The following is a 12,272-nucleotide window of genomic DNA, read 5'->3' as shown; positions in this document are numbered from 1 at the left end:
CCCACGACCTGCTGATTACAAATCAGCTGCTCTGGCCAACTGAGCTACATCGGCATTTTTTAAAAAAAATATTACTTTTTAAAAGAACAATCCGTTAATTCTGTATGTTTAACGGATTGCAAATTTACGTTGTTTTTTGAATTAACCAAATTTTTATACTTTTTTTTTAGTCAATTCAATAAAATTTTATCTTTCGCTAACTTTTTCTTTTTTTCTAATGATTAGTTTTTTTAATGTATCTACTGCTAAATCAATGCATTCCTCGAATGATTGACCTGTTTTACTTACTACAATATCATCTCCAGGAACTTCTAACTTAATATCCACTGTTTTGTTACTTTTCTCAGATGTATTTTCAAGTTTTAGAAATACTTGTGCAGAGATTATTTTATCAGATAATGTTTCTAATTTCTCTAATTTTTTTCCTAAATACTCCTCTAAACCTGGTTTAGTGTTGAAGTTTACTGCTTGAACATTAATTGTCATAGTTAATCTTTTTTGTTCTCACGTGGGTGAGCTTTGTTAAACACTTTTTTTAGATTCTCTATACTTCCATGTGTATAAACTTGAGTTGACGACAAACTTGAATGCCCTAAAATATCTTTAACCGCATTCAGATCTGCTCCAGAGTCTAACATATGGGTTGCAAAAGAATGCCTCAACATATGAGGACTTTTTTTATGCTTTACACTTATAAGACTAAGATAATATTTTACTTTGGAATAAACAAGATTATCATACAATGGTTTTCCTTTTTCTGTCACAAAAATATTAACACAATTTAGTTCAATTTCTTTATCTCGTATTTCTTTATACGCAGCAATATCTTCTAATAAAAAGGTTGAAACGGGTATAAAGCGTTCTTTATTTCTTTTACCTAGAACTTTTATTGACAGTAGATTAGGATCTATATCATTTTCTTTTAGATTGATTAATTCTGCACGACGAATACCGGTTTGATACATCAGATCGATCATCAAACGGTCGCGTACGCCTTCAAATGTTTTTGGAAAATATTCTTCATTTGTTAACAAATCATTAAGTTCTGCTTCCGTAAATGGTATTAGAACTTGTTTATTTTGTTTCAAAGAATGGATTTGTTCGATTGGATTTACGGTGAGTTGTCTTTCTTTTATTAAATATCTATAAAAGCTTCGAAGTGCACTTAATTTACGATTTACTGTTTTTTCGGATTTCTCCAGCTCAGTTAAATACATAATGAATGCACGAATGTGATTTTTAGATGCAAGATGAATTTCTGTTGTGTTTTCTTCTTGTTGGTAAAAATTAATAAAATCTTCTAAATCACGTTTATAACTTGTTACCGTTAGCGCAGAATAGTTTTTCTCGAGTGCTAAATAATCTAAAAATTGATGTGTAAAATCCATAAAAAAAACCTATTTATCAAAGTTACAACTTTAATAAATAGGTCAACAGAAATTAATTCTTTATATTGTCTAAAACGGTAGACTAAGCTTCTTCTTGAACTGTTAAAGACAATTTGTAGATTGCTCTACTCATTTTTTGTCTTTTAGTAACTGAAGGCTTAATGAACTGCTGACGCGCTCTTAACTGACGTACAACACCTGTTTTATCAAATTTTCTTTTGTATTTTTTTAGAGCTCTTTCGATTGACTCTCCGTCCTTTACTGGTATAATCAACATAATTTTATCTATTTCTTTTTAAGATGGCAAATATACAACTCTTTAGTTATTAAACAAATCCTTTTATATTAATCTTTCAAAATATTTCTTCCGATTACTAATTTTTGAATCTCAGTTGTACCTTCCCCGATTGTACATAATTTAGAATCTCTGTAGAATTTTTCTACTGGAAAATCTTTTGTATATCCGTATCCACCAAATATTTGAACCGCATCATTCGATATTTTTACACACGCTTCAGAGGCATAATATTTTGCCATTGCACCCTCTGTAGACATTGGTTTTTTATTATTTTTTAAATACGATGCTTTGCGAATTAATAATTCTGAAGCCTCAATTTCTGTTACCATTTCTGCTAACTTAAAGTTTATAGCTTGGAAATTTGCAATTGCAGTACCAAATTGATGACGTTCTTGTGCGTATTTTAATGCCGCTTTATATGCTCCTTTTGCAATTCCTAAACTTAGTGCTGCAATTGAGATACGACCACCATCTAATACTTTTAGCGCTTGTTTGAAACCGTCTCCTACGTTTCCTAAACGATTTGCGTCTGAAATACGTACATTATCAAAAATTAATTCTGCTGTTTCTGAAGCACGCATTCCTAATTTATTTTCTTTTTTACCTGATGTAAAACCTGGTGTACCTTTTTCTATTACAAAAGCAGTTGTGTTATTTTTTGCTCCTTTTTCTCCTGTACGTGTCATAATTACAGCAACATCACCAGAGATAGCATGTGTAATAAAGTTTTTTGCTCCATTTATCACCCATTCGTCACCATCTTTTACAGCTGTAGTTGACATTCCTCCGGCATCAGATCCTGTATTGTGTTCTGTTAATCCCCAAGCACCAATCCATTCTGCTGTTGCTAATTTTGGTAACCAACGTTGTTTTTGTTCTTCAGTTCCAAACTCTAAAATATGATTTGTACAAAGTGAATTATGCGCTGCGACTGATAAACCGATAGAAGGATCTACTTGAGAAATTTCGTCTACAATCGTCACATACTCTTCATAAGACAATCCGCTACCACCATATTGTTCTGGAACTAAGACACCCATGAATCCCATTTTTCCTAATTCTTTAAATACTTCTACAGGAAAAGTTTGGGCTTCGTCCCACTCCATTATATTTGGTTGAATGTATTGCTTTGCAAAATCTTGTGCAGATTGTGCGATCAATGTTAAGTTTTCGTTTTCTAAGAAATTCATTTTTTTGAGTTTAATTCTGATTTTTGTCAAAAATAATAAAAATATAGTCTTCTATGATTATTAAATTAATTATCTTATTTTTATTGATTAAGAATTACTGACTATCAGCGTGTTTAAGGTATAAAAGTTTCATAAAACACCAAATGTTTTTTCTCATTTCGATGTATGATTTTCGACATTTTAATTCGGATAAAACTATCCTAGTTTTGCATTAGAAAAAGATAAAACAAGTACTATGAAAAAAGGATTATTAGTGTTGAGCGGATTATTACTATCTACTTTATCATTTGGACAAGAGGCTGGTGAATTACATATGCGCGTTAGAGCAACTGGTGTTGTACCAATGGAAAATGCGACTATTGAAACGATTGGAGGAAATGTTAACCTTACAAATAACTTAATTCCTGAAGTAGATTTTACTTATTATTTTACAAAAAATATAGCTGCCGAATTAATTTTAGGAACTTCGAAACATGAAGTTGTTGCTGTAAATACAGCTTTAGGTAATTTAGATTTGGGACGTGTTATGTTATTACCTCCTACGCTAAATCTTCAATATCATTTCTACCCAACCAAAAACTTAAAACCATATATTGGTGCTGGACTTAATTATACTATTTTTTACGATGAAGGTCAAGGAAAAGGACGTAATGCTGCTATAACTAATGTTGATTATGATAACAATTTAGGTTACTCTTTTCAATTAGGATTTGATTACAAAATCAACGATAAATTATATTGGAATGTCGATGTAAAAAAAGTTTACTTGAATACAGATGTTGAAGTTGGTGCAGCTTTACCTGCTGGACAAGTTTATGTACCTGCTGATGTAGATCTTAATCCATGGTTGATTAGTACTGGTATCGGTTTCAAATTATTTTAATACCAACTCACTTATATAGTTTCTTTAATTTTTGAAATTAAAGAAAAACAAAAAAGAGAAGCAAAATACTTCTCTTTTTTTATTCCCCTACTTTTCTATCTTCTATCTGATGATCTCGATAATATTTTCTAACCGAAACAAAAGTTGGTTCTATATGCACCAAAACATCTTGTACTTGTGGCATTTTCTCTTTAATTTCATCTTTCAAATGATGGCTAATTTCATGACCTTCTACAACAGATATATTTCCATCGACAATCATATGTAAATCTACAAAATAATACATTCCACTTTTGCGAACATTACATTTTTCAGTTGCAATAACGCCCGAAACGTTCAACGAAATCTTTCTAATTTCTTCTACTTCTTCTTCATACAATTGCTCATCCATAATCTCTCCTAAAGCAGGACGAAGAATTTTATACGCATTGTAAAAAATAACTCCCGAAGCAAAAAGCGCCGCAACATCGTCTGCCGCTTCCCAACCTGGTCCCATTACCAACGAAATCGAAATCCCAATAAAAGCCATTAACGATGTAATTGCATCTGAACGATGATGCCAAGCATCTGCTTTTAGAGAAGAACTATTGGTTTCTATACTTTTTCGCATTACATACTGAAAGGATAATTCTTTGAATAAAATAATTCCTCCTAAAACCAATAATGTAAAAGGTGCGGGCTGATGATGTGGTGTAATAATATTATTGACACTTTCTTTTGCAATAATAATTGCTGAAACAATTAAGAAAGTTACGACCAAGAATGTGATCAGAGCTTCTGCTTTTCCGTGTCCATACGGATGATTTTCATCTGCTGGACGTGCAGAATATTTAAGTCCAAAAAACACAAATATAGATGAAAATACATCTGCCGAAGATTCTATAGCATCCGCAATAAGTGCATAAGAGTTACCGAAATATCCAGCCAAAAACTTGATAATAGCCAAAGAAGCATTCCCGAAAATACTAAATATTGAAGCTTTTATAGCTTTCTCCGAATTGTCATTCATACCAAAAAAAATAAGCCCTACAAATGTAAGGCTTATTCTATTTTATATCTCGAAAAAAAAATTATTTTGCCAAGAATGGGTATTTATAATCTGTTGGAGAAACTAATGTTTCTTTGATTGTTTGAACTGAAGTCCAACGTAACAAGTTCATTGCAGAACCTGCTTTATCATTAGTTCCTGATGCACGAGCACCTCCAAATGGTTGTTGACCTACAACTGCACCTGTTGGTTTATCGTTAATATAGAAGTTTCCACAAGCATTTTTCAATGCTTTAGCAGCAATATCTACAGCAGCACGATCTTTAGAGAAAATAGATCCTGTTAATGCATAAATAGAAGTTTCGTCAACTAATTTTAATGTTTCTTCGAATTCATTTTCATCATAAACATAAACAGATAATACAGGTCCGAAGATCTCATCTACCATAGATTCATATTTAGGATTTGTTGCTTTAATAACTGTTGGTTGAACAAAATATCCGATAGAATCGTCATACGTACCACCAATTACAACTTCTGCTTCTGAAGATGCTTTTGCTCTATCAATATATCCTTTTGATTTTTCGAAAGAATTTTTATCAATAACAGCAGTCATAAAGTTTGAGAATTCTTCTGGTGTACCAACTGTGATTGTTGCAACCATTTCTTTCATTTGTTTTTCAACTTCTGGCCATAAGTTTGATGGAACATAAGCTCTTGAAGCCGCAGAACATTTTTGACCTTGATACTCGAAAGAACCACGAACTAATGCTACCGCTACTTCTGTTGGACAAGATGATTTATGTACCATTACAAAATCTTTTCCTCCTGTTTCACCAACAATTCTTGGATAAGTTCTGTAATTATTAATATTATCTCCAATTTGTTTCCATAATGTATTGAAAACGCGTGTTGATCCTGTGAAATGTAAACCTGCAAAATCTCTGTGTTCTAAAACAGTTTTTGCTGTTTCTGCACCATCAGTTAAAATTAAGTTGATAACACCATCTGGTAAACCTGCTTTTTTGAAAACTTCCATTGTAATTTTCGCAGCTAAAGTTTGTTTGTCAGATGGTTTCCATACAACAACATTCCCCATTAAAGCCATACAAGATGGTAAATTACCTGCAATTGCAGTAAAATTGAATGGTGTAATTGCGAATGTAAATCCTTCTAACGGACGATAATCTACGCGATTCCAAATTCCTGGAGAAGAAATTGGTTGATCTGCATAAATCTCTGTCATATATTGTACGTTGAAACGTAAAAAATCTATCAACTCACAAGCCGAATCAATTTCTGCTTGCATTGCATTTTTAGATTGACCAATCATTGTTGCAGCATTTATCTTAGCGCGGTAAGGACCTGCTAATAAATCTGCAGCTTTCAAGAAAATAGCAGCTCTATCTTCCCAAGCCATTGCAACCCAAGCATCTTTTGCAGCCAAAGCTGTATCAATTGCTTTTATAACATCTGCTTGTGTACCTTCGTGGAAATAACCAACTACTTTTTGATGATCATGTGGTGGACGAATTTCTTTTTTGTTTCCGCTAAAGATTTCTTCAGAACCAATGTACTGAGGAACTTCTGTTATCTCATTGTACATTTTTTTGTAAGCGTCTAATAATTGTGCTCTCTCTGGCGTACCAGGAGCGTATGATTTTACCTCTTCGTTAATAGCTTGAGGAATTTGAGCAAATGATTTTGACATTTTATTATTTTGTTTGTTTATACTTTTTCAAAGTTCAAATTTAAGAAAAATAAATGAAAATGATTTAAATTGAATCATTAACTATATGTCATCAAACTCTTTTTAAATGATTTAACAAAAAACTATTCTAAGTTTTCTAAATTATCGTCCGATTTTTTAGTTTTGCTTTTAGATTGAAGTACTTGTTGCTCAATATTCTCTAAATATTGAATCTGCATTTCTTGAATTTCTAATAGTTTTTTATTTTGATGAACTAATAAATGATCAATTTTTTCGCTCAATAATTTAATTTCTAATTCAGCTTTCAAATTAATTTTATAATCATGTTCTGCACGTTCACGGTCTTTATCTTCTTGTCTATTTTGACTCATCATAATAATTGGTGCTTGTATTGCCGCCAAACATGACAAAATCAAATTAAGTAAAATAAACGGATACGGATCAAATCCTTTGTTATGTAACATCCAAAAATTAAGAAACATCCAAATCAATAAAAATGTAAAAAAAATAATGATAAATGTCCAACTTCCACCAAAAGTTGCCACTTTATCAGCTATTCTTTGCCCCAAAGTAGAGTCTTTTTCTACTTCATCTTTTATATTTTCTGACAAAATAGAATTATCACGAATTGCTTCCATAACATCTTGATCTAATTTTTCCATTTCTCCTTTTTCCTGCGAAATCAGATTTGCAAAAAATAATCTTCTATATTTATTTAATTCTTTGATAGAAATATAATCTTCTATCTTGAAATTAGGAAAATCTACATTGATTAAGTCAAAGATTTCTTTCTGTAAATCTTTTCCTTGAACAGTTTCATATTTTTTAAATTCTTGGTTCGTTATAAAACATTTCATACATGATTCATTTTCTTAAATATATAAAAAAAGCTTCCATGTGGAAGCTTAAAATTTTAATAGTTATTTGTATAATAATCAAAATACTTACAATTTGATTTCGTTTCTTGATAAGATTTTGTATCCGAATATTGTTTCAATTCTTTGAAATAACTACGATAATTCACTACTTTATAACTCAATATTTTTGCTTCATTATCATATTCATTTTCGAATAATTTTCTCAAAGTCGCATCTTTAGAATTATAAAAACGTCCTTGTTCATCTTTAGATAAAGCAAACAAAATTTGCGCTTTCATCTCTCTATTTGTCGTAGAACTGAATGCTTTTTTCAAATAATTTTCTGATGGTGTAAAATTATCCGTGTAATTTCCACCCCAACCAAAACTTTTGTAGAAAAAATTGTTTGTTGCCTGATATTCATCACCATAATTATTGTATTTCGGTCCGTTACTATTATTTGTGTCAAATGTTAACAAATAACGATAATAGCCTAAAGTAGTGGTATTGTAGTAAAAATTACCCAACAAATAATTTGCTTTTGCACCTTCTTCTGTATTCTTTTTGGCAATTTTATTCAATTCTATCATAGCATTTATCAATTCCAATTTTGACAATTTTGGCTTGATAAACTTAAATTCATTCAAATAAGGCGTTTCAATTACAATATTCTCATCACAATTAAAACATTCTATTTTATTGTAACCAAATATCTTATTCGGAATATTGTGATAACCGTCAAACTGGTTTTCTACCCAAGTTTTCGTTTCCTTGTCTTTTACAGAATCATAACCATATACAAAATAAGCACTCTCTGAAGTCTGATATTTTTGATCAATTTTCTCAAATTCTTTCTTCGCCAAATCAAATTTCATCTCACCCAAATACAATGTTCCTTTGAAATCTGCTAAATAATCAGAAAGTTTGAACTGTAAATCTGTCGATTTCTCAGTTCTCCAATCCCATGAACTCGACTTTACTTTCGCTTTAATCAAATACTTTTCGAAAGCTGTTTTATTCGATTTTTTATCCAATTTATCCAGATCATTGATGATATCCCAACTCGGATTCGTACCTAATTGCGTAATATCATTATGTATAAGAAATGCTTTTCCTTTGTCGCCTTGCAAATAATAACGATTCGCCAAAACATCAAAAATCACATTTTTTAGATTCATTTTTTGATTATCTGCATTCGAATAATCATACACATCTTCTGGTAATTTTGGAAATTCATAGCTCAGAATCGTACCATATTTTTGTATCAATTGATTCTCAAAATTATCTGTAATCTTTTTTTGTTCAAAAATTTCTAATAAAATCTCGATTACTTTTTTCTGTTGTTGAAATTCTTTCGAATTAGAATTTGTCTTTGCTAAAAAAGTCTTTGTTTCAGTAAAATTTTTATTTAATAAATTAAGATAAGCAACGGAAAGATTCCAATAATCTTTATCTGTAGCCTTCTCTGCTTGCGATTTAGCTAAAGAAATTAATTCATTAATTTGAATATCATTTGTATTTTCGGAATAATAACTATCTTGTTTTACAGGTAAATATAAATCGGTGTATTTTTTTCGTTCCTGAGAAGAATCCCAATAATAATCTTCTGGATTTTGCTGCAAATATTCGCGCTCTATCAAATTGATTGCTCGGGCAAATAAAATTCTGGCTTGTGGCGCATTTACATCATTCGCAATTATTTTCTTTGCTGGCGCTAATGGATTTGAAAAATTATTGTAACCAATCAACAAATACAAATCATTTTTTTCTTGCATTGTTTTTGCATTCGCCAACATATTCTCAAAATTCAAATCTTCCGTGAATTTCATTGACTGATATGCACTCAATTTTCTATCATTTGAATGAGAAAATACTTCAAAAAAATCATAATTCGCTTGCATATAATTTCCTGAACCTCTTTCTGCTCCTGCTTTTTGATCTAACGCATAAAAATAAATCGCATTTTTAATCCCTTGCGATTCTACATACATTTTGAAATAATTAACGGCATCTTTATATTCATGAAAATAATGTGCAAAACGTACAATTTGATAACCATAACGCATCTTCAGCTCTTTGTCTGTCTCTGCATTCCAGCTTTTTTTCAGAACATCTAATACTTTTTTATAATTCAGATTATTTACATTTTTATCTGGACGATCTACATACGACCATTCGCCATTATCAATGTAATAAAAAGCCATATAAGGCTCTAAATACTTGGCATACGACAAATAAAGTAAGTTTTGTTTGTTCTTTTTTACCCAATCAGAAGTTGCAAAATTAGTCTTACTATCAGTCGATTTTCCATTTTTGATTAATTTATCAACATCAGCTTTAGACGTTATCAAAACCAACTCATACGCCTCATCATAACTAATACCTAAGGTTTTTTGCCAAGCCATAATATTGTCATTTTTCTGATTTGGATCCATGTCATAATACGGATTATCCATTGTCATCAAAAATGGTTGATATTGCGGTGCTTCGCTCAATGTTTGCGAAAAAAGATTGTAGTAATAATAATCTTCTCCACCTCTATCAGCACACGCAAAAGCTTGTGATAACGGTAGAATTAAACTTAATGATAGTATTAATTTTTTCATAGTTCTGTTGGGATTGTTTTCAAAAATTTTGAATCTAAATGATAATAAATTAGTCGATAATCATTTTTCAATTTTGTATCAAGAAATGATTTCGTTTTGACCAATAATTCGGGTGAAATTGTTTCAACTTTTATCGTAAAACCTTTGCTGACATAAAATTTTTCAACAAAAAAATCATCTTCCACTTCATAAAATCCATTACGAATTTTCTTCACTGGTTTCCCTATCAAATCTTGCTCCGAAAAAGAATTAATTAATTTTATTTTTCCTAAATGATTGGTCACAATCGCCCACGAATAAATAGGTAATGCGACATCTAATTTTATCGGATAATTATTCAGATTTTGGAGATAATCTTTTGCAATATTCAAATCTAAAATCGAATTATTTTCAGATTGATCGGTTGGATTTTCGGTTGCATAACACATCAAAACCATTTTGTCCAAAGGCGGAATTCCTTCTTTGTCTTTAAATTTAACTTGATGTAATCGTAATGTTGCCGAAAGTTTTTTATTTGAAATATGTTTCAATTCATTCAGAAACAAAAAGTAATTTTCTCGTGTAGATTTTGTCCAATCACAATCAATCTGAATTTCTTCAAATTCGTTCAAATTTCCCTTTTTAGCTGTTTCATTTATAAAATTGAATACATTTTTTGCTAAAGTTTTTACTTGATCTTTTGATGTATTGAGAAAAGTTCTGTTGGTAATAAAAACCGTTGGAATGTAATTTACAGGAAGTTTTCTTGCATCAAAATTTTGAATAATTCCGACTGGTTGTATGTGATCTGCGGTTTTATCAACATCAAAAAATCGAACATAAATATTTTCGACTTTTAACGAATCTACCGTGTTTTTTTCTGTTTGATTTATACCATAATTACTTCGCCAATAATAGAAGTCTATTGGCGATTTTTTAGTTTCGGAAGTACAGCCTACCAAAAGAAATAATAGAAAAACAACAATTATTTTCTGTAAACAATTCATACTCAAATTTACTACGAAATTTGAATTAAACTATCGATAATTTTAGTGATTATTTCCGCTTTTTGAAGGATTGAAATACTGGATATCTAAATTTAGATTACAGTTTTGGTTTCGTCTAAAAACACCAAAAAAACTGATTTAACAAACCATTAAACAATTGATTTAATTACAATTAAACAATACTATTTATCTGTATACACAATATTGAATAATTAAATTTAATTATATTTAAGCATAATTAAATTTCAAAATATGAAAAAAACATTTACAGCTATGATTATTTTAGGGACTGCGTTGAGTTTAAACGCACAATGCTTAACTTCTAATAATGGAGAATATCCTAATTATATCTTTACACCAAATTGCAATGGACTTCAAAATAAAATTGTAGAATACGCTTATACATCAGAATATTCTAAAATAAACGTTACAGAAGGAACCGAATATGAGTTTATTAACAAAAACTATAACGGTGGAACTTATGGATACATTACAATATCAGATGGAGAGGGAAAAACAGTTCTTGCTCATGGTGCTGGTAAATTAAAATGGACTGCTGAAAAGGATAGTGTTATTAGATACTACTCACACATGAATGGTACAGATTGTGAAAAAGAAGACTGGGATGCTTCTTTTGATAGAACACTAGTTTGTAACAAAGCTGCAGTAGAATATTGTAAGCCAATATTAGATTGCAGTAATGGTGCTGTTATTACAACTGTTTCTTTAGCTGATTACTCTAATACAACAAAATGTTCTACCAACGGTTATGCAGACTATACAACTAAAAAGATAACATTAAAAAAAGAAACAGATTATGACTTAAGTGTTTCTGTTGGTTATGGATGGCATGAACAATCCGTTTCTATGTGGATAGATACTAATAAAAATCTAATGTTTGATCAAAACGAATTTATTTACGTTGGACAACAAAATAATGGAGCTGGAACTGTTACAAAAACAATCAACATTCCATCTACTGTTCCAGATGGAGAATATCAAATGAGAATTAGACTTGCAACAACACCACAAGCTAATGCAGCTTGGAGTAAATCTTGTGATGGCGCAGATGCTTATGGAGAAACTGAAGATTACACTGTAAATATTGTAACAAATTTAGACACAAAGGACATCAAAGAAAGCGAGATTAAAATTTCGCAAAATCCAGTAGTTGATGTACTTCATATTTCTGATGTTTCTAATGTTACAGAAATCAGTATTATTAATAGTAATGGTCAAATAATAAAAAAACTAACGCCTCATACTAATATCGATTTAAAATTTCTTACTTCTGGTATCTACATTCTGAATATCAAACAAAAAGATGGAAAAAAAATAAGTAAAAAAATTATTAAAAAATAAATT

General features: G+C 30.5%; 11 protein-coding genes. 2 read left to right on the top strand and 9 right to left on the bottom strand.

Annotation, left to right across the window (positions count from 1 at the left end; genetic code table 11):
• Positions 1 to 186 precede the first annotated feature (186 nt).
• From hpf to RSC72_RS04320, 4 genes are all read right to left on the bottom strand, one after another.
• A complete protein-coding gene (hpf, locus tag RSC72_RS04335) occupies positions 187 to 486 on the bottom strand; it encodes a ribosome hibernation-promoting factor, HPF/YfiA family (protein WP_332543538.1) in 300 nt (99 codons plus the stop codon).
• 2 nt (positions 487 to 488) lie between these two features.
• On the bottom strand, positions 489 to 1,388 hold the full coding sequence (locus tag RSC72_RS04330) for a tyrosine-type recombinase/integrase (protein WP_332543537.1): 900 nt from the start codon (positions 1,386 to 1,388) through the stop codon (positions 489 to 491).
• An 82-nt stretch (positions 1,389 to 1,470) separates the two neighbouring features.
• The gene (rpsU, locus tag RSC72_RS04325; RefSeq protein ID WP_332543536.1) at positions 1,471 to 1,665 is read right to left on the bottom strand and encodes a 30S ribosomal protein S21; all 195 of its coding nucleotides are present in this window, start codon (positions 1,663 to 1,665) and stop codon (positions 1,471 to 1,473) included.
• A 68-nt stretch (positions 1,666 to 1,733) separates the two neighbouring features.
• Complete coding sequence (locus tag RSC72_RS04320) at positions 1,734 to 2,876, bottom strand: acyl-CoA dehydrogenase family protein (protein ID WP_332543535.1); 1,143 nt, start codon at positions 2,874 to 2,876, stop codon at positions 1,734 to 1,736.
• Positions 2,877 to 3,111: 235 nt separating this feature from the next.
• Here RSC72_RS04320 and RSC72_RS04315 point away from each other — a divergent pair, with 235 nt between their 5' ends.
• Positions 3,112 to 3,759, top strand: a complete 648-nt coding sequence (locus RSC72_RS04315) for an OmpW/AlkL family protein (protein WP_332543534.1) — start codon at positions 3,112 to 3,114, stop codon at positions 3,757 to 3,759.
• 79 nt (positions 3,760 to 3,838) lie between these two features.
• Here the strand turns inward: RSC72_RS04315 and RSC72_RS04310 are convergent, their stop codons facing one another.
• The 5 genes from RSC72_RS04310 to RSC72_RS04290 all read right to left on the bottom strand — a co-directional run bounded on the left by RSC72_RS04310 (position 3,839) and on the right by RSC72_RS04290 (position 10,907).
• Positions 3,839 to 4,768: a cation diffusion facilitator family transporter gene (locus tag RSC72_RS04310; protein ID WP_332543533.1), complete on the bottom strand. Its 930-nt coding sequence runs from the start codon at positions 4,766 to 4,768 to the stop codon at positions 3,839 to 3,841.
• Positions 4,769 to 4,829: 61 nt separating this feature from the next.
• Entirely contained in the window at positions 4,830 to 6,458 is a 1,629-nt protein-coding gene (gene pruA, locus RSC72_RS04305) for an L-glutamate gamma-semialdehyde dehydrogenase (RefSeq protein ID WP_332543532.1), read from the bottom strand.
• A 122-nt stretch (positions 6,459 to 6,580) separates the two neighbouring features.
• Positions 6,581 to 7,315 carry a DUF1003 domain-containing protein gene (locus RSC72_RS04300; protein ID WP_332543531.1) on the bottom strand — a complete coding sequence of 245 codons (735 nt, stop codon included), beginning with the start codon at positions 7,313 to 7,315 and terminating at the stop codon, positions 6,581 to 6,583.
• 56 nt (positions 7,316 to 7,371) lie between these two features.
• On the bottom strand, positions 7,372 to 9,921 hold the full coding sequence (locus tag RSC72_RS04295) for a hypothetical protein (protein ID WP_332543530.1): 2,550 nt from the start codon (positions 9,919 to 9,921) through the stop codon (positions 7,372 to 7,374).
• The gene (locus tag RSC72_RS04290) at positions 9,918 to 10,907 is read right to left on the bottom strand and encodes a hypothetical protein (RefSeq protein WP_332543529.1); all 990 of its coding nucleotides are present in this window, start codon (positions 10,905 to 10,907) and stop codon (positions 9,918 to 9,920) included. Before RSC72_RS04290 ends, RSC72_RS04295 begins: the two co-directional genes overlap by 4 nt.
• 252 nt (positions 10,908 to 11,159) lie before the next feature.
• On the opposite strand from RSC72_RS04290, the gene RSC72_RS04285 reads away from it, so the two are divergent.
• On the top strand, positions 11,160 to 12,269 hold the full coding sequence (locus RSC72_RS04285) for a GEVED domain-containing protein (RefSeq protein WP_332543528.1): 1,110 nt from the start codon (positions 11,160 to 11,162) through the stop codon (positions 12,267 to 12,269).
• Positions 12,270 to 12,272: the final 3 nt, after the last annotated feature.

The organism is Algoriella sp. (assembly GCF_036647415.1).
Lineage (GTDB): Bacteria > Bacteroidota > Bacteroidia > Flavobacteriales > Weeksellaceae > Empedobacter.
This window is presented reverse-complemented; position numbering and strand designations above follow the sequence as displayed.

What these genes read in the sequence shown, in the direction of transcription:
- RSC72_RS04290 (WP_332543529.1), bottom strand. Translation starts at nt 10,907, where the DNA reads ATGAATTGTTTACAGAAAATAATTGTTGTTTTTCTATTATTTCTTTTG.
- RSC72_RS04330 (WP_332543537.1), bottom strand. Translation starts at nt 1,388, where the DNA reads ATGGATTTTACACATCAATTTTTAGATTATTTAGCACTCGAGAAAAAC.
- RSC72_RS04320 (WP_332543535.1), bottom strand. Translation starts at nt 2,876, where the DNA reads ATGAATTTCTTAGAAAACGAAAACTTAACATTGATCGCACAATCTGCA.
- RSC72_RS04310 (WP_332543533.1), bottom strand. Translation starts at nt 4,768, where the DNA reads ATGAATGACAATTCGGAGAAAGCTATAAAAGCTTCAATATTTAGTATT.
- pruA (WP_332543532.1), bottom strand. Translation starts at nt 6,458, where the DNA reads ATGTCAAAATCATTTGCTCAAATTCCTCAAGCTATTAACGAAGAGGTA.
- RSC72_RS04285 (WP_332543528.1), top strand. Translation starts at nt 11,160, where the DNA reads ATGAAAAAAACATTTACAGCTATGATTATTTTAGGGACTGCGTTGAGT.
- hpf (WP_332543538.1), bottom strand. Translation starts at nt 486, where the DNA reads ATGACAATTAATGTTCAAGCAGTAAACTTCAACACTAAACCAGGTTTA.
- rpsU (WP_332543536.1), bottom strand. Translation starts at nt 1,665, where the DNA reads ATGTTGATTATACCAGTAAAGGACGGAGAGTCAATCGAAAGAGCTCTA.
- RSC72_RS04295 (WP_332543530.1), bottom strand. Translation starts at nt 9,921, where the DNA reads ATGAAAAAATTAATACTATCATTAAGTTTAATTCTACCGTTATCACAA.
- RSC72_RS04315 (WP_332543534.1), top strand. Translation starts at nt 3,112, where the DNA reads ATGAAAAAAGGATTATTAGTGTTGAGCGGATTATTACTATCTACTTTA.
- RSC72_RS04300 (WP_332543531.1), bottom strand. Translation starts at nt 7,315, where the DNA reads ATGAAATGTTTTATAACGAACCAAGAATTTAAAAAATATGAAACTGTT.